The organism is Phenylobacterium sp. (genome assembly GCF_031360265.1).
Taxonomy (GTDB): domain Bacteria; phylum Pseudomonadota; class Alphaproteobacteria; order Caulobacterales; family Caulobacteraceae; genus Phenylobacterium.
Genome location: NZ_JANMBF010000072.1, coordinates 1 through 24,590, shown reverse-complemented (window position 1 = coordinate 24,590; position 24,590 = coordinate 1). Strand labels below are relative to the sequence as shown.

Genomic DNA, 24,590 nt, shown 5'->3' with positions numbered 1-24,590 from the left:
CCGGTCGAGGCGCCAGTGCGGCGGTTGCAGGCTGACCAGCTTCGGCACGCCGCCGGCGCGGCGGATCAGCGGCAGGTAGGCGTCATAGACCGGCTGGAAGACGATCACCTCGTCGCCGGTCTCGATCAGGGCGAAGAAGGCTGCGGCCAGGGCCTCGGTGGCGCCGGAGGTGATGGTCACCTCGCTCAGACCGTCGAGATCGAGGCCCTGGGTGCGGGCATAGTGGGCGGCGACCGCCTGACGCAGCTCCGGCAGGCCGGCCATCGGCGGATACTGGTTGTAGCCATTGAGGATCGCGTCGGCGGCCTTGGCGCGGATCGCCTGCGGCCCCGGATCGTCGGGAAACCCCTGGCCCAGGTTGATGGCGCCCAGGGACCGGGCCAGGCCCGACATCTCCTCGAAGATGGTGGTCGGCAGGCTTGAGAAGATCGGGTTGGCCATTAGAACGGGGTGTCGCACTGAAGGTTCGCCTTCATGACCAGCCAGGGGGCGTCCGTCCATGGAGATCGTCGAATATCAGCCGGAACACGCGGCGGCCTTCAGGGCGCTGAACGAGGCCTGGATCGGCCGGCACTTCACCATGGAGGCCAAGGACCGTCAGGTGCTGGGCGATCCGCAGGGGCAGATCATCGCCAAGGGCGGACGGATCTTCATGGCGCTGGCGGACGGCGAAGCGGTGGGGTGCGTGGCGCTGCTGAAGATGGCCGACGGCGGCTATGAGGTGGCCAAGATGACCGTCTCGGAGACTTGGCGTGGGTCCGGGCTGGGGCGCCGGCTTATGGCGCGGTGCATCGCGGCGGGCGCTGAGGACGGGGCGCCGCGGCTCTATCTGGAGACCAATTCCAGCCTTGCGCCGGCGCTGGCGCTCTACAAGGCCAGCGGCTTCACCCATCTGGAGCCGGCCGAGACCGCCTATGTCCGCGCCGACGTGTTCATGGAGCGGCGCTACTAACCGCGGCTCATCAGCACCACGCCGATCAGCACGGCGGTCCAGTGGGCGGCGGCGGCGGCCACCACGTGGCCGTGCCAGATGGCGCGGGAGAACTTCAGGCGCCTGTTCACATAGAAGATCACGCCGGTGGAATAGAGCACGCCGCCGGCCACCAGCAGCAGCAGCGCTACCCAGTAGACGTTGTGGATCATGGGTTTCAGCGCCACCACCACCAGCCAGCCCAGCGCCAGATAGACAGCGACCCAGAGCTTGCGGTCGACCTTGGGCGCGAACAGCTTGCCCAGCGCGCCGATGCCGGCGATCGACCACACCGCCGCGGTCATCCCCCAGGCCCAGCCGCCGTGCAGATTGTGGATGGTGAACGGCGTGTAGGAGCCGGCGATCATCAGGAAGATACCGGCATGGTCGAGCCGGCGCAGAACCGGGCGATAGCGGGCCTTGGCGAAATTGTAGGCGGTGGAAAACGCCAGCATGGCGATGACGCCCGCCGCATAGATCGAGACGCCGACTACCCGGGTGATCGATCCGGCGCGGACCGCCAGCAACAGCAGGATTATCCCGCCGATCAGGGCCAGCGTCAGGCCGACGATATGCACCACCAGGTCGGCGCACTTGGCGGCGGGGGTCGGATAGTGGCGGGGTGGCTTGGTCGCGGGAACGAGGGTCATCTGCATCTCCTGGTCTCCACGTTCCACGCCGCCGGCTCGGGCGTCTAGTCTTCCTTGACCCGCTTCTTGCGGAAGCTGGGGTTCAGCACCTTTTTGCGCAGGCGGATGGACTTGGGCGTGACCTCCACCAGCTCGTCTTCCTCGATATAGGCGATGGCCTGTTCCAGGGTCGGGCGGCGCGGCGGGATCAGGCGGACGGCCTCGTCCTTGCCGGCGGAGCGGATGTTGGTGAGCTGCTTGGCCTTCATCGGATTGACGTCGAGGTCGTCGCCGCGGCTGTTCTCGCCGATGATCATGCCCTGGTAGGTCTTCTCGCCGCCGCCGACGAACATGGTGCCCCGGTCCTCCAGGTTCCACAGCGCGAAGGCAGCGGTCTCGCCCTCGGAGTTGGAGACCAGCACGCCCTTGCGGCCGGCGTCGATGGCGCCCTTGTAGGCCTCATAGTGGCTGAACACCCGATTGAGCACGCCAGAGCCGCGGGTGTCGGTGAGGAACTCGCCCTGGTAGCCGATCAGCGAGCGCGACGGGCTCATCAGGGACAGGCGGGTCTTGCCGGCGCCGGACGGGCCCATGTCCTTCAGCTCGGCGCGGCGCGCTGACAGCTTCTCGATGACGATGCCCGAGAACTCGTCGTCCACGTCGATCATCACGTCTTCGATGGGCTCCATCCGCTCGCCGGTCTCCGGGTCGGTCTGGAACACCACGCGCGGGCGGCTGATGGACAGTTCGAAGCCCTCGCGGCGCATGCTCTCGATCAGCACGCCCAGCTGCAGTTCGCCGCGGCCGGCGACCTCATAGGCGTCGCGGTCGGGGGTCTCGGACACCCGGATCGCGACGTTGGCCTCGGCTTCCTTCAGGAGGCGCGCGGCGATCACCCGGCTCTGCACCTTGTCGCCTTCGCGGCCGGCGAGCGGGCTGTCGTTGACGCTGACGGTCATCGAGATGGTCGGCGGATCGATCGGTTGCGCGGGCAGGGCGTCGGTGACTTCCATGGCGCACAGGGTGTCGGCGACGGTGGCCTTGGAGAGTCCGGCGATGGCGACGATGTCGCCGGCCTCGGCGTCATCCACCGGCTGGCGCTTCAGGCCGCGGAAGGCCAGCACCTTGGTGATCCGGCCACGCTCGATTTCCTTGCCGTCGATGCCGAGTGCGTGGATCGCCAGGCCGGGTGTCGCCTTGCCGCTCTCGATGCGGCCGGTCAAAAGGCGGCCGAGGAAGGGATCGTTCTCGATCAGCACCGAGAGGATCTGGAAGGGGCCGTCCTTGCGGGCGATGGCCTTGGGCTCGGGCACATGGCTGACGATCATGTCGAACAGCGGCGCCAGATTGTCGTTGGGCTTGGCCATGTCCAGCGTCGCCCACCCCTGTTTCCCCGAGGCGTAGATGTGCGGGAAGTCGAGCTGGTCGTCGGTGGCGCCCATGACCGCGAACAGGTCGAAGGCGTCGTTCAGCACCCGGTCGGGATCGGCATGCGCGCGGTCGACCTTGTTCAGGCAGACGATCGGCCGCAGGCCCATCTTCAGCGCCTTGCCGAGCACGAACTTGGTCTGCGGCATGACCCCTTCCTCGGCGTCGACCAGCAAGACGCAGCCGTCCACCATGCCCAGGATCCGCTCCACCTCGCCGCCGAAGTCGGCGTGGCCGGGGGTGTCGATGATGTTGATGCGGGTGTCGCCCGCCTCGCCGTGCCACAGCACCGAGGTGCATTTGGCCAGGATGGTGATCCCGCGCTCGCGCTCCTGGTCGTTGGAGTCCATGGCGCGTTCGGCGTGCGCCTCATTGGCGCGGAACACGCCCGACTGGGCGAGCAGCTGGTCGACGAGCGTGGTCTTGCCGTGGTCGACGTGGGCGATGATGGCGATGTTGCGGAGCGACATGGACTTGAACGAGGTGTCTCGGGGGGCGAGGAAGGCGCGCTTGTAGGCGAGCCGGGGCTCCGGGGCCAGTGCGGAGTTGCTCGGGCGGACCGGTTCTTGTGCGCTGCAACCAAGATGGCGCCGAAATCGGCCAGCGCAAGGCGCGGAAATTTCAGGTTTTTCCGGCTGAGACTTATGATAACATGGGATTTTTACCGTCCATGGCTTGCGTCATGGTGCAGTGCGGCGTATATGGAGCTGGTGAGGCGTCCTTGACGCCTCTGCCCTTCCTGGGCGTTTCCTCCCAATGAACTGCCGCGCCTCCGGGCGCGGCTTTTTTTTGGCCCGCGCGCGAACGGCGCGGCATGGGCGCGGTCGAATTGCGCCACGGAGAGTACGCTCGGGCGCCGGAACGGATGGGCCTCACCGCCATCCGCTACCTCGGCCTTGCCAGGGCCCACGCCCAGGTGCTGCTCGTCGCCATGGCCTTCAACATGCGGCGCTGGGTGACCCTTAGCCCCGCCTGACCACGCCACGACTGCGTCCAAAATGGCCCAACCGCACCCCGGGGACACCCGCAAGCGGCAAGAAACACGCCTCCAGCACCACCCAGCCAACCGCCCAACCTGAAACCATCAATCAGCCGCCGTCGCGCAACGGTCCCGTCAAGGGGGAGAGGGTTGGGTGCGGGAGTGTCTGCTCTGACTCGCAGACGTCGCGGTGAAGACGGTGAGCAAACGCCCGCCGCCGAGTCTGCACCCCCACCCCAACCCCTCCCCGCTGCGCGGGTGAGGAGAAGCGATCGGCGCCGCGCGAAGCAAACCCGGTCAAGACAAGCCCGCGATCAGGCGCGATGATGACGCCATGGACGCCTGGCCGCAGCCAAAGACTGATCCGATGGACCGCGCGCGGCGGCATATCGAGGACAATCTCGACAGCCGCCTGGACCTGAACGTCGTGGCCGACGCCGCCGGCCTGTCGCCCTATCACTTCTCGCGCCTGTTCACCGCCCGCTACGGCCTGTCGCCCATAGCCTACGTCCGCGTCCGCCGCCTGGAGGCCGCCGCCGGGCAGCTGCGCAGCGGTCCCAGGACCCGGCTCATCGACCTGGCGCTGGACTGGGGGTTCGACAGCCAGGAAGGCTTTACCCGCGCTTTCACCCGCACCTTCGGCATCGCGCCTGGCCGCTACCGGGACGGGGTGCGCCCACCGCGAACGGAGCAACTCGTCATGCGCACCGAGGGCCTGCCGGCCACCAACCTCACCCAGGCCCCGGCGCCGGCGAAGAAGCCAGCCCTGCGCATCGCCGGCCTCGGCCAGGATTTTGACGAGACCACCGTGGCCGGCATTCCGGCGCTCTGGGACCAGTTCGGACCGAGGCTGCCGCTTCCCGGCCAGGTCGGCCGCGGGACGTTCGGCGTCTGCTGCGCCAGGCCGGACGGCCAGGGCCTGCACTATATCGCCGGCGTGGCGCTGGCGGCCGACGCCGAGCCGCCGCCCGGATGCGAGGTGATCGAGTTGCCCGCCCGGTCCTATCTGGTGTTCCGGCAGGTGCTCGACGGAGGCCCGCTGCACCCGCAGATGCAGTCGGCCGTGCGCGAGATCTGGGGCGACCGGGTGCCAAACTGCGGCCTGAGCCTGGTGCGCGCGCCCGACCTCGAGGTCTATCCGGACCTGTTCCAGCCCGACAGGCCCGGCGCCTGGGTCGAGTGGTGGATCCCGGTCGAGGGGTAGGGATGGGCGCCAGGGCCCGGCGGCGCGCCGAATTCCGCGAGGCGCGCTTGCCGGTGGCCACTGATCTCAGGCGCTTTGATCTCGGGCGCTTTGCACGCACTGTCGCCACAACGGGCAGACGCGACTCCGCCGCGCGTTCCCTTTCGAATCATCGCGTCGGCCCGAAAATCTAGACATCGATCGCGTCCCCGGCTTCCGCCTTGACCGCCAGACCCAGCGACAGACCCAGCGCCCGAGCCGAGGCCTCCGGGTCGGCGAGTTCGGTCATGTCCGCCTCGCCGGCGTGGCGGAAGCGCTTCTGGCCGTCGGTCGAAAGGGCCTCGACGATCAGCTTCAGATGCGCGCCCTCGAACCGGGCGTAGGCCCCGATGGCGGTCTTGCAGGAGCCCTCCAGCGCCGCCAGTGCGCCGCGTTCAGCCGCCACGGCGACGACGGAGGGCCCATGGCGGATCGCCCGCACCCACGCCGCCTCGCAATCGGCTAGGCGCGTCTCGATCGCCAGGGCGCCCTGTCCGGGGGCCGGGGGGCATTCCACTGGATCGATCAGACTCTGGGGCAGATGGTCCAGGCCCAGGCGCTTCAAGCCCGCGAAGGCCAGCAGGATGGCGTCGGCGACCCCGGCCTCAAGCTTCGCCAGGCGGGTATCGACATTGCCGCGCAGCATCTGGACGTCGAGGTCGGGACGGCGGTGCAGGGCCTGCGCCTGGCGTCGCAGGCTGGCCGTGCCGAGCACCGCGTTGCGCGGCAGGTCCTCCAGCCGCTCGGCTTTCAAGCTCAGAAAGGCGTCGCGGGGGTCTTCGCGCTCGGGGATGGCGGCGATGCACAGGCCGTCCGGCAGCAGCGCCGGGATGTCCTTCAGCGAGTGGACGGCGCAGTCGATGCGGCCGCCCAGCAGCGCCTCCTCGATCTCCTTGGTGAACATCCCCTTGCCGCCGATCTCCAGGAGGCGGCGATCCTGCACCCGGTCGCCGGTGGTGGTGATGACAATCAGCGGGGCGACCGCCTCGACCTGGGCGAGGTCCGCGGGGTCGGCGCCCAGGGCCGCGGCGATGCGGCGCTGCATATGGCCGGCCTGGGCCAGCGACAGCTTTGACCCGCGCGCGCCGATCCGCACTTGCACATGAGGGGCAGGCGGTTGCGTGGGCACGGGCGGCGGTCTACCTCGGAGCGGAAGCGAGATGCGCCTGCTACAGGAGCCGGCGCCCCCCGGCAACCGGATGACCTTGCCTGCAAACACGATCCCTCAACTGGTCCTCGGCCTGGAGACCAGCTGCGATGAGACCGCCGCCGCCGTGGTGCGCCTTGCGCCTGACGGCGACGTGGAGGTGCTGTCGTCGGTGATCGCCAGCCAGATCACGGCGCATGCGCCGTTCGGCGGGGTGGTGCCGGAGATCGCGGCGCGGGCGCATGTGGTGATCATCGACGCCATCGCCGCCCGGGCGCTGCGTGAGGCGGGCCTGGGCTTCGAGGCGCTGACCGGCGTCGCCGCAACCGCTGGTCCGGGACTGGTCGGCGGCGTGATGGTCGGGCTGTCGTTCGGCAAGGCCATCGCGCTGGCCCGCGGCCTGCCGCTGGTGGCGGTCAATCACCTGGAGGGTCACGCGGTTTCCGCGCGGCTGGCGGCGCAGGTGGCCTATCCCTTCCTCTTGCTGCTGGTCTCCGGCGGGCATTGCCAGCTGCTGTCGGTGGAGGGTGTCGGCGCCTGCCGCCGCCTGGGCTCCACCCTCGACGACGCCGCGGGTGAGGCCTTCGACAAGATCGCCAAGACGCTCGGTCTGGCCTATCCCGGCGGCCCGGCGCTGGAGGCGCTGGCCGAGGGCGGCGATGCGGCGCGGTATCAGCTGCCCAGGATGCTGTTGGGCCGCAAGGACTGCGATTTTTCCTTCTCCGGGCTGAAGACCGCCGCCGCGCGGCTCGCCGAAACACTCTCGACCGAGACCGAACGTCGCGATCTCGCGGCCGCCGTCCAGACCGCCATCGCCACCCAGCTGGCCGAGCGCAGCGACCGCGCCATGACCGCCTACGCCGCTCAGCATGAAGGCGTGGGCCTGCGCTTCGTGGTGGCCGGAGGGGTGGCCGCGAACCGTGCGGTCCGGGCCACCCTGGAGGCGAGCGCGCGGGCGCAAGGGTTTGCCTTCGCCGCCCCGCCGCTGGCCTACTGCACAGACAACGCCGCGATGATCGCCCTGGCCGGGGCCGAACGGCTGGCCCTGGGGATGTCCGATCCGCTCGATGCGCCCGCAAGGCCACGCTGGCCGTTAGATGCCGTGGCGGCCCAGGCCAACCCGATCCACGTTCCTGGCCGCAAGGGCGCGAAGGCATGACCAAGGCGGGGGTAATCGGCGGTGGCGCCTGGGGCACGGCCCTGGCCCAGGTCTGCGCGACGGCCGGGCTGGAGACCACGCTGTGGGCGCGGGAAGCCGACGTGGTGACGAGTGTCAACGCGGCCCACGAGAACGCCAGCTTTTTGCCCGGGGTGACCCTCGACGCCGGCATCCGGGCCACGGTCGCCTTGGCTGACCTGGCCGGCAGCGACCTCGTCCTGGCGGTCGCGCCGGCGCAGCATCTGCGCGCCACCCTCGCCGCCTTCGCCCCCCACGTCCGCGACGGCCTGCGAATCCTGCTCTGCTCGAAAGGCGTCGAGCAGGGCACGCTGAAGCTGATGACGCAGGTGCTGGCCGAGACCCTGCCACAGGCCCAGCCCGCCGTGCTGTCGGGACCGAGCTTCGCTGGTGAAGTGGCCCGCGGGCTGCCGACGGCCGTGACGCTCGCCTGTCCCGATCCGGGCTGCGCCGAGCAGCTGGCCGAACAGATCGCGACGCCGACGTTCCGACCCTATTTCGCTACCGACATGATCGGCGCCGAGGCCGGCGGAGCGGTCAAGAACGTGCTGGCCATCGCCTGCGGTATCGTCGAGGGCCGGGGCCTGGGCCGCAGCGCGCACGCCGCCCTGATCACCCGCGGCTTTTCCGAACTGACCCGGCTGGCCGTGGCGCTGGGCGGCGAGGCCGAGACGGTGGCCGGGCTGTGCGGGCTCGGCGATCTGGTGCTCACCTGTTCCAGCCCGCAGTCGCGCAACATGAGCGTCGGCCTGGCCCTGGGCGGCGGCCGGACGCTGGAGCAGGCCCTGGCCGGCAAGCTCTCGGTCGCCGAGGGCGTGGCCTCCGCGCCCGCCGTGCGCCAGCTCGCCCGCAAGCTCGGCGTCGACGTGCCGATCTGCGAGGCCACCGCCGCCATCCTGGCCGGCGAGGTCGACGTCGATACCGCCATCCGCGGCCTGCTCTCCCGACCGCTGCGCGAGGAATAGCCGATGCCGCTGTTTGTCCTGACCTGCCTCGACAGGCCCAATTCGCTGGCCCTGCGAATGGCGACCCGCGACGCGCACCTGGCCTATGCCGGAGCCCGGCGGGACGCGCTGAAGCTCGGCGGGCCGCTCCTGGACGAGGCTGGCGACATGACGGGCTCGCTGATGATCCTCGAGGCGGCAGATCTCGCGGCGGCGGAGGCCTTCAGCGCCGCCGACCCCTATCGCAGGGCCGGGCTGTTCGAGCGCGTGGAGATCAAGCCGTTTCGGGTCACCCTTGGCCAGCTCTAGCGAATCCAATCCGGCCCGGCCCGGCGCAGGGGTCAGGCTCTGCGCGCTCGCCGAGATCGCTGACCCTGGCGGCAAGGGATTCCGCTTCCGCGACGACGGCCGGATCTTCGCCGGTTTCGTCGTGCGCAAGGGCGAGTTGCTGGTGGGCTATGTGGACAGTTGCCCGCACGCAGGCTGGCCGCTGGCCACCTTCGACGACCGCTATCTGACGCGCGACGCGGGACATCTCCTGTGCACCGGCCACGGGGCGCTGTTCACGCTCGACGGCGCAGGCGCCAGCAGCCCGTGCCTGGGCCTTCGCTTGACAAGCTGGCCGGTCGAGGTGCGCGGCGAGGCCGTGTTCACCTGCTGAAATGCCCCTGGCGGGAGATATTATCCCCCCCAGGTTGAACCGCGTCTCCCGGCGGTTGCAACGAGTTGCGCCCTACGGGCGGCCGCGATAGTTCACCGACCGCTGTGGCAGAGCTAGCTCCTGAGATGGGGGTTCTCCTCGGCCATTTCCCGGTCGCGCGGCGGCTGTTGTCTCGAGGCGTAGCATGTCTTCCAAATTGACGGTCCTGGCTCTTTCCACCCTTGCGGCTCTGGCCGTCAGTGCGTCCGCCCACGCCACCGAGTTTGTGTCCAACGGCGGCTTTGAAGCCACGACCCTGCCCGTCTCCTCGCAGTTCGGCGGTCAGTTTCCGAGCCAGCAGGTCACCAGCTGGTCGACCAACGGCTACAACTGGGTCTACCGCCCGGGCGAAGCCGACACGGTTGGCGGCAATGGCAAGTACGGCAATGTCTCGCTGTGGGGTCCCGGCAAGGGCGTCGCCAACGGCATGACCGCCTCCAGCCCGAACGGCGGCAATTTCCTGGCCTCCGACCCGTCCTTCGAGATCGGCTCCATCGACCAGACCGTCACCGGCCTGGTCGCCGGCCAGACCTACAAGCTGTCGTTCTACTGGGCGGCCGCCCAGCAGTTCGGCTTCAATGGCCCGACCACCGAGGGCTGGGATGTCAGCCTGGGGGCTGAAACCCATTCGACCGGCGTCGTGAGCAACGCCAACCACGGCTTCGTGCCGTGGAAGCTGGCGACCATGAGCTTCACCGCCACCGGCGCCTCGGAGACCCTGTCCTTCCTGGCCAAGGGTGGCCCTAGCGGCGGTCAACCGCCGTTCGCCTTGCTGGACGGCGTGTCGCTGAAGGGCGGCGTTCCGGAGCCTGCGGCCTGGGCTCTGATGATCATGGGCCTCGGCAGTGTCGGCGCCGCGGCGCGTCGCCGCCGCTCGACGGCCGCCACCGCCTGAACCCCGCGCAGCCGTCGCAAACGGCTGCGGAGCGCTTGCCTCTCGACGGGCCGGCCGGGCGGTGAAAACGCTCGCCCGGCCCTTTGCGTCCACCCGGCTTTCACCTTTGCCTGCCTAGGCTTGCCTCGACATGGCCGCGCTCTATCAGCAACTCCCCCATCTGGCGCTGGACCTGTTCCGGCTCTGTGTCTGGCTGGTGCTCCTGGCGGTGATTTTCGTGCCGCTCGAGCGGCTTTTCGCGGCGCGGCCGGCCAGGATCCTGCGCCGCGGCCTGGCCAGCGACCTGGCCTACTATTTCCTCAACAACTACCTGCCCAAGGTGCTGATGATCCCGCCCCTGGCGCTACTGGGATGGGCGCTGCACCTGCTGGTCCCAGCCCAGGTCTACGCCGTCGCAGGCGGCCTGCCGCTCTGGGTCCGCGTCGCCGCCGGACTGGTGCTGGGCGAGGCGACCTACTACTGGGCCCACCGCTGGATGCATGAGGTTCCGTGGCTCTGGCGTTTCCACGCCGTACACCACAGCGCCGAGCAGATCGACTGGCTGGTGGCGACCCGCGCCCACCCCCTGGATATCGCCTTCGGCCACTTCCTTGGCGTCGTGCCGCTCTACGCGCTGGGTCTGGCCCAGCCGATGGGCGAAAGCCAGGATCTCGCCCCGCTGCTGTTCGTGATCGTGGGCCTGGCCTGGAGCTTTTTCATCCACGCCAATCTGAACTGGCGCTTCGGGGTCCTGGAGCGGGTGGTCTCGACGCCGGCCTTCCACCGCTGGCACCACACCCGCACCGACCATATCGACCACAACTACGCCTCGATCCTGCCGTGCATGGACCTGATCTTCGGCACCTACTACCTGCCCAAGCAGCTGCCAGACGACTACGGCGTCGAACATCTGATCGCCCCCGGCATGGCGGGCCAGCTGATCGAGCCCTTCGGCCTGCGTCCTAAGCCGGCGCCACTTCCGCGCTGAACGCCGCCACGTCCTCGATCAGGGCCGCGACGGCGGCGGCCACCAGCTCACCGCCCTTTTCGGGCGTGGCCTGGCCGGGGTCAGAGCCCATGCGACCGTCGGGATAGCGGGCGCGGAAGTCCAGGGCCTCGCGGATCGGGCCGGTCGGGGCGATCTGCGGCGCGTAGTTCGCCGACTTGATGGCGTCGGGATAGGCCCACTGGGTGACGGCGATCTCCGAGGGGGTGGCGTGGCTGCCGTGGCCGGTGGGGAACTGACGGTTGGCCAGGCCCAGCACGCCCCTCAGCTCCCACCAGTTCTTCTGCTTGCAGGCAAAGCCCCGGTTGCGCCCGGCGTAGGTGGCTTCCGCATAGAGTTCAGAGAAGGCCGCGTCGATTGTGGCGACATTGCCGCCGTGTCCGTTGAGGAAATAGAGCTTTTCGAAGCCGGCCAGGCCCAGGCTGCGGCACCAGTCGCCGATCGCCGCCATGAAGGTCGAGGGCCGCAGAGCGATGGTGCCGGGGAAGCCCAGGTGATGCTGGGCCATGCCGATGTTGAAGGTCGGCGCCACCAGCAGGTCGGCGGTCTTCTGCGCCTCATGGGCGATGATCTCCGGGCAGAGCCAGTCGGTGCCGAGCAGCCCCGTGGGTCCGTGCTGCTCGTTGGAGCCGATGGGGATCACCACCGTCCTGGAGCGTTTGAGGTGGTCCTCGACCTCTTGCCAGGTGGACAGATGCAGCAGCATGCGGGCGGCCTTCGTGGACGGTGTCTAGGGCATAGGCGCTGGAACCTCGACGGGCTAGTGTCCCGATTGGGAAATTCGCAGGCGCTTGCGGCTGGTGCGGTCGAACTTCGGAAGCTATGGGAACACTAGCAAGCCATTGTTTCTTAGTGAATTTCTTGACTCTGAGGGTCGCCCAGAGCCGGATCCGTCAGGAAGGCGAACTTCAGATCCAGCACGCTATAGGGCCTCCGCTTCGGTCGCTGGCATCGCCACCAGCCGCCAGCGTCCGCCCCGCTTTGCAAAGGAGAGTGAACAGGATTTTCGGGCGGCGTCCTGCAGGCAGGCGTGGGTCTTGTCCGCCATCCGGACCAGAGGGCCGACTTCGGCGAGGGTCGGTGCGGCGGGCAGGCGCGAATGCGCTTCCGCGCGACGGATGGATTGCGTGGTGATCATCCTGTCCAGCGCGAATTCCGAGGGTCCGCCGCCGACGTCGAGGCTGCTGGCGCGGCCAAATTCCGCAAGCTGGTCGTGCAAATTGTTCCGCAGCGCGGGCCTGTCGAGCCCCGCTTCGATCGCGACCGAGTCACCGCGCCGCACCGCCCCGAGGAACTTGACGATCCCCTGCGTCGCATCCCCGCTTGGGTTGAGACCGCAGCCGGAGACGAGCAGCGAGAGCGCTGAAAACGCGCCCAGCGAACCTTTGCGAAGCATCACCGGACCATGGCGACACGAGCGAGTCGCGGCAAGCGCGGCGCCGCGGCGGTTGCGCCGGGGCCACCTGTGGGAATACTCCATCCGACCCTTGTCTTCAGGAGTGCGCTCAGGTGTCTGACGGCGAAGTATTTCCGGTTCCCCAGGCCTGGGCCGACGGCGCCCTGATGACCGCGGCCGGCTATGAGGCCGCCCTGGTCCGGGTGGAGGCCGACCCCGACGGCTATTGGACGGACGTCGCCCAGCGGCTCGACTGGATGACCCCGTTCACGAAGGTCAAGGACGTCTCCTTCGACGCCAAGGACTTCCGGGTGACGTGGTTCGCCGACGGGATCCTGAACGTCTCGGTCAACTGCATCGACCGCCACCTGCCGCAGCGCGAACACCAGACGGCGATCATCTGGGAGAGCGACGACGGCTCCGTCAGCGACGAGATCACCTACGGACAGCTGCTCGACGAAGTCTGTCGGATGGCCAATGTGCTGAAGGCCAGGGGCGTCAAGAAGGGCGACCGGGTCACCATCTACCTGCCGATGATCCCCCAGGCCGCCTACGCCATGTTGGCCTGCGCGCGCATCGGGGCGATCCATTCGGTGATCTTCGGCGGCTTTTCGCCGGACTCCATCGCCGGCCGCATCCAGGATTGCGATTCAAGGATCGTCATCACCGCCGACGAGGGCCTTCGTGGCGGCAAGCCGGTGCCGCTGAAGCGCAACGTCGATGAGGCTCTGAAATCCTGCCCGGGCGTCACCGACGTGATCGTGGTCCGGCGCACCCGGGCCGACGTGCCGATGACCGAAGGCCGCGACGTCTTCTATTCCGATATCAAGGCCACCGTCTCAGACCGCTGCGATCCCGAGCCGATGAACGCCGAGGACCCGCTGTTCATCCTCTACACCTCCGGCTCGACCGGCAAACCGAAGGGGGTGCTGCACACCACCGGCGGCTACCTGACCTGGGCCGCACACACCCACGAGCTGGTGTTCGACTACCGACCTGGCGAGGTCTTCTGGTGCACGGCCGACGTCGGCTGGGTCACCGGCCACAGCTATGTGGTCTATGGCCCGCTGGCCAATGCGGCGACCACCGTGATCTTCGAGGGCGTGCCCAACTATCCGACCTCCTCGCGCTTCTGGGAGGTCTGCGACAAGCACAAGGTGGAGATTTTCTACACCGCGCCCACCGCCATCCGCGCCCTGATGCGCGAGGGCGAAGAGCCGGTGAAGCGGACCTCGCGCCGGTCCATCCGCCTGCTCGGCACCGTCGGCGAGCCGATCAATCCGGAGGCCTGGCTCTGGTATCATCGGGTGGTGGGCGATGGCCTCTGCCCGATCGTCGACACCTGGTGGCAGACCGAGACGGGCGCCTGCCTGATGAGCCCGCTGCCTGGCGCCACGGCGCTGAAGCCCGGGTCCTGCGCCAAGCCTCTGCCCGGGGTGAAGGCCCAGCTGGTCGATGCCGAGGGCCGGGTGCTGGAGGGGGCGGCGAGCGGGAACCTGTGCCTGACCGACGGCTGGCCAGGCATGATGCGCACGGTCTATGGCGACCACGCACGGTTCATCTCGACCTACTTCACCACCTATCCCGGCAAGTATTTCACCGGCGACGGGGCCCGACGCGACGCTGACGGCGACTACTGGATCACAGGGCGCGTGGACGATGTGATCAACGTCTCCGGTCACCGGCTGGGCACCGCCGAGATCGAGAGCGCCCTGGTCGGCCACAACACCGTGGCCGAGGCCGCCGTGGTCGGCTACCCGCACGAACTCAAGGGCCAGGGTATCTACTGCTTCGTCACCCTCAATGCCGACATCGCACCGTCCGCGGCCCTGGAGCCGGAGTTGCGCAACTGGGTGCGGCGCGAAATCGGGCCGTTCGCATCGCCCGACGTGATCCAGTTCGCGCCCGGGCTGCCGAAGACCCGATCCGGCAAGATCATGCGCCGCATCCTGCGCAAGGTCGCCGAGGGCGACATCGCCAACCTCGGCGACATCTCGACGCTGGCCGATCCCGGCGTGGTCGACGATCTGGTGCGCAATCGCTCGGAAGACGGCGCGCCGGACATGATCGCGGTGGGCGGCCACCGGGTCGCCGCCGGTGATGTCGAGCAGGTGCTGGAAGGCCACGACGGCGTCGCCGAGGCGGTCTGCGTCTCCGGTTTGCACGGCGTCACGGCCTTCGTGGTGGTCGCGGCCGACGCCACGGCCAGCGACATGCTGGAGGCCGAGCTCAAGGGCCTGGTGCGCCGCGAGATCGGGCCCGACGCCGCGCCGCGGTCGTTGCGGTTCCTGTCGGCCATGCCGCGCGCCAAGGCGGGCTCCGGGGCGGGCCATGTGGTGCGCCGCATCCTGCGCAAGGTGGCGGCCGGCGACCTGAGCAATTTGGGCGACCCGTCGTCGCTGTCGGATCCGACCGTGCTCGACGAACTTCTCAAGACTTCGGACTAGGCGGGCCGGGCCACGGCGATGCGCCTTTGCGTCCTGCTTGTGGCCCTGGCGGGTCCGGCCGCGGCCTTCGAGCCGCCGGCCACGGCGGCGGCGGCGCTGAGCCACGGGCGGCCCTTCGTCGAGGTGACCGCGGACCCGGACGGGACCTCCGGCCTGGTGCGGGGCGTCGTCGACATCGCCGCGCCGATCGAGACGGTCTGGAAGGTGATGACCGACTGCGATCTGGCGCCCCGCATGGTCGCCAACCTGAAGAGCTGCCGCATCCTGGACCGCGACCCCGCCGGCCGCTGGGACGTTCGGGAGTACGTCAGCCGGATGACCTTCCTGCCTACTGTCCGCAATGTCTTCCGTTCGGACTACGACCCGAACCAGAGCATCAGGTTCCACCGCACCGGCGGCGACCTGGCGGTGTTCGAGGGCGCGTGGCGGGTCGAGCCCCGCCCCGGCGCGGTGCGGGTGAGCTATGAGGCGCGCATCGCTGCGCCGTTCGCCGCCCCCGGCTGGCTCGCGCGGCTGGCCTTGCGCCGCGAGGTGCCGGCGGCCTTGCTGGCCTTTCGACGCGAAGCCATGGCCAGGGCCCAATGACCCCCGACCTGCCGGCCAGCCTGCGCGCGGCCATCGACAAGGCCCTGGAGGGCGTGCCGCGCAAGGGGCTGGCCGAGCGCGCGGCGCGCGCCTCGCGGGCCTATCGCGCCGGCCAGCCGTCTTCGGCGGTGATCGTCGAGGCTGACGACGCGCTGGCCTATGCCCTGACCCGGTTGCCGGCCACCTATGCGGCCTGCGCGGCGGTGCTGGCTGAGGCGGCGCGGCGGGCTCCGGACTTCGCGCCAGCCAGCCTGCTGGACGCCGGCGCCGGGACCGGGGCCGCGAGCTGGGCGGCGGTGGACGCCTGGCCAAGGCTCGCCGCGCTGACCTGGCTTGATGCCAGCTCGCCGTTCCTGGCGCTGGCGCGGCAGCTGGCCGCCGCCGGCCCGCAGGGTCTGCGTGAAGCGCAGGCGGTGCGGGGGGACCTGACCGCGGCCGGCCCCTGGCCCCGGGCGGACCTGGTGATCGCCAGCTACGCCCTGGCGGAGATCGCGGCAGACCGGCAAACCTCGACCATCATCGAATTATGGACGTCCTGCGACGGTCTGCTGGTGCTGGTCGAGCCCGGCACACCGGCTGGCTATCGGCGCATACTGGCCGCGCGGGAAATACTCTTCGATATCGGTGCAACTGTGATCGCGCCATGCCCCCATCAGGCGGCCTGCCCGCTGGTGGGCGAGGACTGGTGCCACATGTCGGTCCGCCTGCCGCGCAGCCGCGACCACCGGCTGGCCAAGGGCGCGGAGGTCCCCTTCGAGGACGAGCGCTACAGCTATCTGATTGCTGCCCGGCCCGGCGTCGCCCTGGGCCCGGCCCGGCCGCGGATCCTGGCTCCGCCACGTACGGGCAAGCCCGGCATCGCGCTCAAGCTCTGCGGCGTTGATGGCGCGTTGGAGTCTCGCCTGGTCGCCAAGCGCGACAAGGTGGCCTATGCGGCGATCCGGAGGCTAGGGTGGGGCGACGTCCTATGACACCCGCGCGGACCGCCCCGCCTTTCCACCGACCGTTTCCGGAGACCCGCCATGCCCAAGAGCCGTGAAATCCATCTCGTCAAACGCCCCACCGGGGCGCCCGCGCCGCAGGATTTCGCCATGGTCGAGCGCGACGTCGCCGACGCCGCCGACGGCGAGGTTCTGGTGCACAACCTGTTGATGTCGGTGGATCCAGCCATGCGGCCAAGGCTGACCGCCGGCCAGGCGCTGGACGAGGCGATGATGGGCGGCGCCCTGGGCCGGGTCGTGCAGTCCAGGCTCGATGGCTTTGCGGTTGGCGACCTCGTGACCCACCGCCTGGGCTTCCGGGAATATTTCACCAGCCCGGCCAAGGGGCTGACGAGGCTGACGCCCGATCCCGACCTGCCACTGACGGTGCACATGCATGCCCTGGGCGGCACCGGCTTCACGGCCTATGGCGGCCTGCTGCACATCGGCCAACTGAAGGACGCAGAGCAGGTGTTCGTCTCCACGGCGGGCGGCGCGGTAGGCTCGGTCGCGGCCCAGATCGCCAAGATCAAGGGCTGCTATGTGGTCGGCTCCACCGGCTCGGACGACAAGGCCAAGTGGCTGCGCGACGAGGTGGGGCTCGACGCCGTGATCAACTACAAGACCCAGTCGATCCGCCAGGCCCTCGAAGACGCCACACCGAAGGGCGTCGACGTCTATTTCGACAACGTCGGCGGCGACCATCTGGAGGCGGCTCTGCGGCGGATGAACACGCTGGGGCGCATCCCCGTCTGCGGCTTCATCTCCGGCTACAACTCCGGGCACTCGGCGGTCTCGAACCTGTCGAACATCATCTATTCTCGGGTGACGCTGCGCGGCTTCGTGGCCACCGACTTCATGCACCTCTACGCCGATTTCCAGCGCGACATGGCCGGCTGGCTGAAGGACGGCCGGGTAAAGTACCAGGAGACGGTAATGGACGGCATCGCCAATGCGCCCGCCGCCCTGATCGGCCTGATGGCGGGCCAGAACGCGGGCAAGATGCTGGTGCGGCTGGCGAGCTGACGCGCCGCCGCCGCCGTCACCCCATCGGGGGCCGCTGCGCTGCGGGTCCCCCACAAAGGAGACCCAGCCAATCTACTGACTCTATTAAATTACGTCGTGGCCCGGCCTGTCCGGGCCACCCATGATCTCCGTATTTGCAGATTGGAAGCGGCGGCGCCGCAGCGGTCCCTATCTTCGGAGCGGAGATCATGGGTCGCCCGGACAGGCCGGGCGATGACGATCAGAGTCGAATTGCCTGGGTCACCAACCTTGGTTCCCCCTGGGCCGAACAGGAGGTTCCTTCCCTGTCCTTGGTCGAGCCGACATGACAGAGCCGTAAGGTTCCGAACGCCGCGGCGGGTGCTAAGGAAGCGCAACCCGCCGCGAACCTCGGAAGCTCCATGATCCGCCACGCCTTGAGCACCCTCGCCGTCATCACGATCTGCCTCGGCCTCAACCTTGCCGGCGGGGCGCAGGCCGCGCCGGCCGCCAGGGCCAGCCAGGTCCCGCCGATCGTCTACAAGCAGCGGACGCTGCCGAACGGACTGCAGGTCTTCACCTCGCTGGACCGGGCGACGCCGAACGTCACGGTGCAGGTCTGGTACGGGGTAGGGTCGAAGGACGATCCACAGGGGCGGTCCGGCTTCGCGCACCTGTTCGAGCACATGATGTTCAAGGCCACCCGCGACCTGCCGGCCGAGAGTTTCGACCGCCTGACCGAGGATGTGGGCGGGGTCAACAACGCCTCCACCTACGACGACTTCACCAACTACTATGAGGTGGTTCCGGCCAGCCACCTGGAGCGGCTGATCTGGGCGGAGAGCCAGCGGATGGGCTCGCTGGTGATCGACGAGGCGAACTTCAAATCCGAGCGCGACGTGGTCAAGGAGGAGCTGCGCCAGCGGGTGCTGGCCTCGCCCTACGGGCGGCTGTTCAGCCTCTATGTGCCGCAGGCGACCTACGCGATCCATCCCTATCACCGGCCGGGCATCGGCTCGATCGAGGAGCTGGACGCGGCGACCATCGACGACGTCCGCGCCTTCCACGAGGCCTACTACCGGCCCGACAACGCCGCCCTGATCGTGGTCGGCAACTTTGACGAGGCCCGGCTGAACGCCTGGATCGACAAGTACCTGGGCGTCCTGAAGGCGCCTGCCAGGGCGATCCGGCGCGTCACCATCGTCGAGCCGCCGCGCCAGGGTCCCGGCGTCTATGACGGCTATGGCCCCAATGTCCCCCTGCCGGCGGTGGCGATCACCTGGCTGGGCCCCAAGGCCTCCGATCCGGACGCACCGGCCCTGAAGGTGCTGGACGCCATCCTGTCGGCCGGCAAGTCGTCCAGGCTCTACAACGCGCTGGTCTATGAACAGCAGATCGCCGCGGAGATCTATTCCAACGCCGACCTGCCGGCCCAGCCGGGGAACTTCATGGTCGGCGCGGTGATGGCCTCGGGCCACACCCTCGCCGAGGGCGAGACGGCCCTGCTGGCCCAGGTCCAGGCCCTGCGCGACCGGCCGCCGACCGCCGCGGAGCTGAATGAAGCCAAGAACGAACTGGTCGCCGGCAAGCTGCGCGAACGCGAGACCCTGGATGGGCGCGGCTTCGCGCTGGGCTACGCGCTCAGCATCGACGGCGACGCGGCCAAGGCCAATAGCGAGCTGGCCGACCTGCAGGCCGTCTCCGCCGCAGACGTGCAGCGGGTGGCCCGCAAGTTCCTCGATCCGCGCACCCGGATGACCATCCGCTACCGCCCGGAAAGCGAGAGGCCAAAGGGCGAGGTCGCGGCCGCCGCGCCGATCCCGGCCGTCTCCACGACCTACGACGGGCCGGTCTATGCCCTGGCCGCCGAGGGCCAGCGACAGCCGCCGCCGCCGCTTGGCGCGCCGGTGGCCCCAAGGCTGCCGAAACCCGCCGAAAAGACCCTGGCCAACGGCCTGCGGGTGATCGTGGCGCGGTCCTCCACCCTGCCGCTGGTGACCGCCAACCTGACGATCCGGACCGGCGCCTGGGCCGATCCGCGGGGACTCTCCGGCGCGGCCGGCATGACCGCCGGGATGCTGACCGAGGGCACCCGGACGCGCTCGGCGCAGACCATCGCGCGCCAGGTCGAGGCGCTGGGCGCCACGCTGGACTCTGGCGCGACCCTTGAGGATTCGACCGTCACCCTGAATGTGATGTCCGACAAGCTGGCCGCGGGGATGGCGATCCTGGCCGATGTGGCGCGCAATCCGGCCTTCGCCGCGGCGGAGCTGGAGCGCCAGCGGGTGCAGGCGCTGGATGGTCTGAAGGTCGCCTATCAGGAGCCCGGCGAGGTCGCCAGGATGGCGACGGCGCCGGTGATCTTCGCAGGCACCGCCTTCGGCCATGTGGCGACCGGCGCCCCCGGCTCCATCGCCCGGCTGAAGCCCCAAGACCTGCGCGCCATCCACCGCGCCTGGTATCGGCCGGACAACGCGATCCTGGTGCTCGCCGGCGACATTTCCGCCGAGCAGGGGTTCGCGCTCGCCCAGGCGGCGTTCGGAACCTGGGCCAGGCCCAAGGCGCCGCTGGCGCGCGCGCCGACGATCTCACCCCGGGCGCGGCCGCGCAGCCTGGCCATCGACCTTCCCGGCACGGGGCAGGCGGCGGTGACCCTGGCCAGCCCGTCCATCGCCCGGGGCGACCCGGACTACTATCCGGCGATTGTCGCCAACACCCTGTTGGGCGGCGGCTATTCGGCGCGGCTGAACCTGGAGATCCGGGTCAAGCGGGGGCTGTCCTATGGCGCCTCGTCCAGCCTGTCGGCCAATCGCACCACCGGCGCCTTCCGCGCCGTGGCCCAGACCAAGAACGAGTCCGCCGCCCAGGTGCTGGACCTGATCACCGCCCAGATGACCGCGCTCGCCGCGACCCCGGCCGGCGCCGACGAGCTGACCGCGCGCAAGTCAACGCTGGTCGGTGGCTATGGCCGCCGGCTGGCGACCACCGGGGGCCTGGCCGGCGTGCTCGGCAACCTGGCGCTCTATGGCGTGCCGCTGGATGAGATCGGCCACTACACCGCCCGCGTCGAGGCGGTCTCGCCGGGCCAGGTGCAGGCCGCCGCCGCCCGGCTGTTCGATCCGGCCAAGGCCAGCACCATCGTCGCCGGCGACGCCAAGGCCTTCGGCGCGGCGCTGAAGGCCAGCCGCCCGGATCTGGTGGTCATCCCTATCGACAGGCTGGACCTGGACTCGCCCACGCTGGTGTCGGCGGGGAAATAACGGGCCGGTCCCTGAGGGGGCGCCGCCGCGGCGCACGCCGCCAGCCTGATGCGGTCCTACGCCTTCGGGGGCGAGACGAAGAACGGCAGGACCACGGCGGCGAAGTCCGGCAGGGCCTCGCACGCCGCGGCATGGGTGGCGAGCGCCGGCCAGCGGGCCGGGTCAAACGCCTCGGGGTGGGCTTCGCTGAGGAACCTCAAGGCGCAGCCGACCAGGATATCGGCGTGGTTGATCGCCTCGCCAAACCACCAGGGGCCGGGCCGCGCGGCGCGGTCGGCCTCCAACGCGGCCAGCACGCCGTCGATCTGCGAGCGGCAGCGTTCGACCCACAGCGGCGTCTGGCGGCCGTGGACGGCGCGTTCGTAGACCAGGCTGACGGCCTTGTCGGCCAGGCCCGAGGCGAGCGCGCAGACTTTCAGCGCGGCGCGGCGTTGCGGGCCGCTGTCGGCGATCAGGGCGCGGTCGGCGCCGACGATCTCGTCCAGCCAGTCGAGGATGGCGGCGCTCTCGATCAGCACCTCGCCCCCTTCACCGGCATCGGGGTCAAGGATGAGTGTCGGGACGCGCTTCAGCGGATTGTAGGCGGCAATTTCCTGGCTCTGGGCGAACACCGACCAGGCGCGGTGTTCGTAGGCAATGCCATAGAGGCGAAGGGCGATGGCGACGCGGCGGACGAACGGGCTGTCATAGTGGCCGATCAGGATCATGCCGGGCTCCCCGCGACGGCGTCGCCCGCCGCACTTAAGGCGTCGGCGAGGAAAGTCCAGCGACGGTCAGGCCGCCCGCGTGGTCCAGCGGCCGAGGTCGCGTTCGCGGCCGATCAGCGCCAGGCCCGAGGCGATGGATTCCAGTTCCGCCCCGGTCTCGATGCGCGAGGCTTCGAACCGGCGATGGAAAATCGCGCGGACGGCGGGCACCAGGGAGGAGCCGCCGGTCAGGAAGACCCGGTCGATCTGGCCAGGCGCCAGTCCGGCGTCGGCCAGGGCCGCGTCCACGGCGCCCTCGATCAAGGCCAGCTCCGGGGCGATCCAGCTCTCAAAGGTCGCGCGCCGCACCTCGCCCTCAAGCGTGATCGAGCCGGCCGCGAAGCGGAACGTCGCCCGATCCGCCGCCGACAATGCTTCCTTCAGGCGGGAAACCGAGCGGTAGAGCTGGTAGCCGTAGTTTTCGTCCAGGGTCTCCACTAGGCGCGCCAGCTTCTCGGGCTCGCTTGCGTCGCGGACCAGGCGGCGGATCTCGCGCATGTCGCGGCTGGCGCGCATCAGGGCCAGCTGGTCCCAGCGGGCGAAGGCCGAATAGTAGCGGTTGGGGATCGGCAGGGTCTTGCCGAAGCTCAGGTAGCTCGATCCCTTGCCTAGCGCTGGGGACACCAGGTTGTCGATGATCCGATAATCGAAGGCGTCCCCGGCGACGCCGACGCCCGAACGGCCTAGCGGATGGGCGCGGATCTCGCTCGCCCCCTTGCCGGCCGGAACGCGCTCGAAGCGGATGATCGAGAAGTCGGAGGTCCCGCCGCCGAAATCGCCCACCAGGACGGTCGCGTCGCGGGTGAGCTCCCTGGCGAAGAAGAAGGCCGCGCCCACAGGCTCATAGGCGTAGAGGATCTCGGAGAAGCCCATGCGGCGAAAGGCGGTCTCGTAGCGGTCCAGCGCGACGGCCTCCTTTGGCGCGGCGCCGGCGAAGATCACCGGGCGACCGACGATCACCCGGGCCGGCAGGTCAATCATCTCCGCGTCGGCATAGGCCCGAAGCTTCAGCAGGAAGGTCGAGAGCAGGTCCTCGAAGCGGTAGCGTTTGCCCAGCACCTGGGTCTCGGTGAAGTTCTCCGACGCCGCGAAGCTCTTGAACGACTGGATGAACCGCGTCTCGGCGGGGTCCTCCACATAGGCCTCGATCGCCCAGGGCCCGGCGGCGACGGCGCGCTCGGCCGGCGCCTCGACGGGCGCGTGGAACGACAGGCAGCTGCGGAAGGCGAAGAGGGCCCCCTCCGGCGCGGGGAACCGCACGAGGTGCGCCGGCCCCAACCCATCGGCCAGCGCCACGACGGTGTTGGTCGTGCCGAAGTCGATACCCAGACTGACGGGGCCGAAACTGAGGGGCGAGGTCACGTCGATCTCCTCTCCCCACGCCCCGCGTGGGGAGAGGGTTGGGTGAGGGGCGGCTCGTGCAACAGTATTCCGCCGTTGGTCAATCAAGGATCTGCGGCGCCGGCGCTGATCCTTGGTTGACCAACGGGGCGCTCGGACGCGTCCAGCCGCCCCGATCCGCCCACGCCCTGCGCCAGCAACGCGTCCACGAAACTCAATTGGCCCGTCCGCTTTACCGCCATCGAATATCTCCCAGCTCAACGACAGAGAATCGCGATCCGCCAATTACGCAACGGTCCCCGCAAGGGGGAGAGGGCTCTGCGCGAGGGTCTAAAAGGGGAGAAGGCCGGCGTTTCGGTGAGATGGGTGAATGCCGTAGCCCGCCCAAGGTGAGGGTGAGAACCCGAGCTTCTACCGCGCCTTGCGCGCGGCGTAACGGGCGTCGCGCTTCTGCTGCGCCTCGGCTTTGGTGAGCTGCTTGCGTTCCTTGCGCGCCCCGCGCTTTTCGGCCAGGGCGGCCTCCTCGGCGGCGGCGACCCCGGCTTGAACCTCAGCGTGGGCGTCGGCCGCGGCCAGGCGGGCGGCCTCCTTTTCGTCGGCGCGCGCCTGACGCACAGCCTTCAATTCGGCCTCTTTCACCGCCGCGCGACTGGCGCCGGGGGGCGCGGTGACGGTCGCCTTGGGTTTCAGTTTCGCCAGCAGCGCGGCCTTCGCCTCGGCCGCTGCGGCCAGGCGCTCATCGAAGGCGGAGCCCTTCAGGTCTCTCATGGATCGCTTTCAGACGGCTCGACCGCGATTGCGCGGCAGGTCCACCCTACAACATTCGCCGCCGGCGCGTCGGAAAGCCTGCCGCCTCAGCTGAATCGACCTCCAGCTCAGCCGGCATTGTCCAGCGAATAGGTCTGAGGCCTGGCTTCTGCTCCTCCATAAGGTGAGGAGAACAACGCCTCGGTTGCGGCGTCAGAGGAACGTCGATTCCACTAGCCCCTGAGCTTCCTCAGCAGCACGTCGGTGTCGCGGGCGATCTGTGGGTCCTCGGCCTTCAGGCTCTCGATCCGGCGCACCGCGTGCAGCACGGTGGTGTGGTCGCGTCCTCCGAAGCGGCGGCCGATGTCGGGCAGGGAGCGGGTGGTGATCTGTTTGGCCAGCCACATGGCCACCTGCCGCGGGCGGGCCACCGCGCGCGCCCGGCGCTCGGAAATCAGGTCCGCCTGGCTCAGGCCATAGTGCTCGGCCACGGTCTTCTGGATCTGATCCACCGTCACCTTGCGCTCGGTGCACGACAGGTGCGGGCGCAGGATGGCCTGGGCCTCGTCAAGGCTCAGTCGGACCAGGTCCCCGCCAACCCTGGCGACCAGGGTGTTGAGCGCGCCTTCCAGCTCGCGGACGCTGTCGGTGAAGCGGTCGGCGAGGAACTGCAGGACCTCCGGCTTGGCCTACGGCAGGAACCGGCCCTGAAGGGCCAGCGTCTGCAGCTTGCGCTCCAGGATGCCCAGGCGAAGGGCGCGGTCGGCCGGCTCGATGCCGCAGACCAGGCCCGCCTGCAGGTGCGAGCGCAGGCGCGGCTCCATCTCCGACAACTCGGTGGGCGAGCGATCGGCGGTCAGCACCACGCGCCGGCCGTCCTCGACCAGGGCGATCAGGGTGTGGAACAGTTCTTCCTGGGTCGAGGTCTTGCCGGCGACGAAATGCACGTCGTCGATCAGCAGCAGGTCGGCGTTGCGCAGCTCGTCCTTGAACGCCGCAGTCTGGCGGTCCTGGATCGCCTTGACGAA

The 24,590-nt window shown here is 69.4% G+C and carries 23 protein-coding genes and 1 pseudogene; 14 read left to right on the top strand and 10 right to left on the bottom strand.

Annotated features, from left to right (window positions below; all coding sequences use genetic code 11):
- Positions 1-441 (bottom strand): aminotransferase class I/II-fold pyridoxal phosphate-dependent enzyme (locus RMN86_RS06070; RefSeq protein WP_309604938.1); only part of this gene is annotated, 441 nt, incomplete at its 3' end.
- A gap of 58 nt (positions 442-499) precedes the next feature.
- Here RMN86_RS06070 and RMN86_RS06065 point away from each other — a divergent pair.
- Positions 500-952: a GNAT family N-acetyltransferase gene (locus tag RMN86_RS06065; protein WP_309604935.1), complete on the top strand. Its 453-nt coding sequence runs from the start codon at positions 500-502 to the stop codon at positions 950-952.
- Here RMN86_RS06065 and RMN86_RS06060 read toward each other — a convergent pair.
- Both RMN86_RS06060 and typA read right to left on the bottom strand, forming a co-directional pair.
- A complete protein-coding gene (locus RMN86_RS06060; protein WP_405041325.1) occupies positions 949-1,626 on the bottom strand; it encodes a hemolysin III family protein in 678 nt (225 codons plus the stop codon). The genes RMN86_RS06065 and RMN86_RS06060 overlap by 4 nt on opposite strands.
- A 38-nt stretch (positions 1,627-1,664) precedes the next feature.
- Positions 1,665-3,497, bottom strand: a complete 1,833-nt coding sequence (typA, locus tag RMN86_RS06055) for a translational GTPase TypA (RefSeq protein ID WP_309604933.1) — start codon at positions 3,495-3,497, stop codon at positions 1,665-1,667.
- A 344-nt stretch (positions 3,498-3,841) separates the two neighbouring features.
- Here typA and RMN86_RS06050 point away from each other — a divergent pair, with 344 nt between their 5' ends.
- A complete protein-coding gene (locus RMN86_RS06050) occupies positions 3,842-4,003 on the top strand; it encodes a hypothetical protein (protein ID WP_405041327.1) in 162 nt (53 codons plus the stop codon).
- Between the two features lie 337 nt (positions 4,004-4,340).
- Positions 4,341-5,210 carry a helix-turn-helix domain-containing protein gene (locus RMN86_RS06045; protein WP_309604932.1) on the top strand — a complete coding sequence of 290 codons (870 nt, stop codon included), beginning with the start codon at positions 4,341-4,343 and terminating at the stop codon, positions 5,208-5,210.
- Between the two features lie 169 nt (positions 5,211-5,379).
- Here the strand turns inward: RMN86_RS06045 and hemC are convergent, their stop codons facing one another.
- Complete coding sequence (gene hemC, locus RMN86_RS06040) at positions 5,380-6,357, bottom strand: hydroxymethylbilane synthase (protein WP_405041324.1); 978 nt, start codon at positions 6,355-6,357, stop codon at positions 5,380-5,382.
- Positions 6,358-6,427: 70 nt separating this feature from the next.
- On the opposite strand from hemC, the gene tsaD reads away from it, so the two are divergent.
- From tsaD to RMN86_RS06010, 6 genes are all read left to right on the top strand, one after another.
- Complete coding sequence (tsaD, locus tag RMN86_RS06035) at positions 6,428-7,534, top strand: tRNA (adenosine(37)-N6)-threonylcarbamoyltransferase complex transferase subunit TsaD (RefSeq protein ID WP_309604936.1); 1,107 nt, start codon at positions 6,428-6,430, stop codon at positions 7,532-7,534.
- Positions 7,531-8,517 (top strand): NAD(P)H-dependent glycerol-3-phosphate dehydrogenase, encoded by a 987-nt coding sequence (locus RMN86_RS06030; protein ID WP_309604931.1) that lies wholly within the window; start codon positions 7,531-7,533, stop codon positions 8,515-8,517. The genes tsaD and RMN86_RS06030 overlap by 4 nt, the downstream gene beginning before the upstream one ends.
- Before the next feature lie 3 nt (positions 8,518-8,520).
- Positions 8,521-8,805: a YciI family protein gene (locus RMN86_RS06025; protein ID WP_309604930.1), complete on the top strand. Its 285-nt coding sequence runs from the start codon at positions 8,521-8,523 to the stop codon at positions 8,803-8,805.
- Positions 8,792-9,157, top strand: a complete 366-nt coding sequence (locus RMN86_RS06020; RefSeq protein WP_309604929.1) for a Rieske 2Fe-2S domain-containing protein — start codon at positions 8,792-8,794, stop codon at positions 9,155-9,157. Before RMN86_RS06025 ends, RMN86_RS06020 begins: the two co-directional genes overlap by 14 nt.
- Positions 9,158-9,341: 184 nt before the next feature.
- Positions 9,342-10,091 carry a PEPxxWA-CTERM sorting domain-containing protein gene (locus RMN86_RS06015; RefSeq protein WP_309604928.1) on the top strand — a complete coding sequence of 250 codons (750 nt, stop codon included), beginning with the start codon at positions 9,342-9,344 and terminating at the stop codon, positions 10,089-10,091.
- Between the two features lie 130 nt (positions 10,092-10,221).
- Positions 10,222-11,058, top strand: coding sequence for a sterol desaturase family protein (locus tag RMN86_RS06010; RefSeq protein WP_309604927.1), 837 nt, complete (start codon positions 10,222-10,224; stop codon positions 11,056-11,058).
- On the opposite strand, the gene RMN86_RS06005 is transcribed toward RMN86_RS06010, so the two are convergent.
- Together RMN86_RS06005 and RMN86_RS06000 are read right to left on the bottom strand one after the other, a co-directional pair.
- Positions 11,033-11,782 carry a creatininase family protein gene (locus tag RMN86_RS06005; protein ID WP_309604926.1) on the bottom strand — a complete coding sequence of 250 codons (750 nt, stop codon included), beginning with the start codon at positions 11,780-11,782 and terminating at the stop codon, positions 11,033-11,035. The genes RMN86_RS06010 and RMN86_RS06005 overlap by 26 nt on opposite strands.
- A 216-nt stretch (positions 11,783-11,998) precedes the next feature.
- Positions 11,999-12,472: a hypothetical protein gene (locus RMN86_RS06000; RefSeq protein ID WP_309604925.1), complete on the bottom strand. Its 474-nt coding sequence runs from the start codon at positions 12,470-12,472 to the stop codon at positions 11,999-12,001.
- Between the two features lie 167 nt (positions 12,473-12,639).
- Between RMN86_RS06000 and acs the strand changes: the two genes are divergently transcribed.
- From acs to RMN86_RS05975, 5 genes are all read left to right on the top strand, one after another.
- Positions 12,640-14,919, top strand: coding sequence for an acetate--CoA ligase (gene acs / locus RMN86_RS05995; protein ID WP_405041326.1), 2,280 nt, complete (start codon positions 12,640-12,642; stop codon positions 14,917-14,919).
- A gap of 18 nt (positions 14,920-14,937) precedes the next feature.
- A complete protein-coding gene (locus RMN86_RS05990) occupies positions 14,938-15,504 on the top strand; it encodes an SRPBCC family protein (RefSeq protein WP_309604923.1) in 567 nt (188 codons plus the stop codon).
- Entirely contained in the window at positions 15,501-16,475 is a 975-nt protein-coding gene (locus RMN86_RS05985) for a small ribosomal subunit Rsm22 family protein (RefSeq protein WP_309604922.1), read from the top strand. The genes RMN86_RS05990 and RMN86_RS05985 overlap by 4 nt, the downstream gene beginning before the upstream one ends.
- A gap of 51 nt (positions 16,476-16,526) precedes the next feature.
- The gene (locus tag RMN86_RS05980; RefSeq protein WP_309604921.1) at positions 16,527-17,510 is read left to right on the top strand and encodes an NADP-dependent oxidoreductase; all 984 of its coding nucleotides are present in this window, start codon (positions 16,527-16,529) and stop codon (positions 17,508-17,510) included.
- 380 nt (positions 17,511-17,890) lie between these two features.
- Positions 17,891-20,728 carry a pitrilysin family protein gene (locus RMN86_RS05975; RefSeq protein WP_309604920.1) on the top strand — a complete coding sequence of 946 codons (2,838 nt, stop codon included), beginning with the start codon at positions 17,891-17,893 and terminating at the stop codon, positions 20,726-20,728.
- 56 nt (positions 20,729-20,784) lie between these two features.
- Here RMN86_RS05975 and RMN86_RS05970 read toward each other — a convergent pair whose 3' ends face one another.
- The 4 genes and pseudogenes from RMN86_RS05970 to RMN86_RS05955 form a co-directional block, all read right to left on the bottom strand.
- Positions 20,785-21,435 carry a glutathione S-transferase family protein gene (locus tag RMN86_RS05970; RefSeq protein ID WP_309604919.1) on the bottom strand — a complete coding sequence of 217 codons (651 nt, stop codon included), beginning with the start codon at positions 21,433-21,435 and terminating at the stop codon, positions 20,785-20,787.
- Positions 21,436-21,501: 66 nt separating this feature from the next.
- Positions 21,502-22,836, bottom strand: a complete 1,335-nt coding sequence (locus RMN86_RS05965; RefSeq protein ID WP_309604918.1) for an Hsp70 family protein — start codon at positions 22,834-22,836, stop codon at positions 21,502-21,504.
- Between the two features lie 390 nt (positions 22,837-23,226).
- A complete protein-coding gene (locus tag RMN86_RS05960) occupies positions 23,227-23,583 on the bottom strand; it encodes a DUF6481 family protein (RefSeq protein ID WP_309604917.1) in 357 nt (118 codons plus the stop codon).
- A 212-nt stretch (positions 23,584-23,795) separates the two neighbouring features.
- Positions 23,796-24,590 (bottom strand): annotated as a pseudogene (locus RMN86_RS05955) (chromosomal replication initiator protein DnaA); the annotation flags it as partial.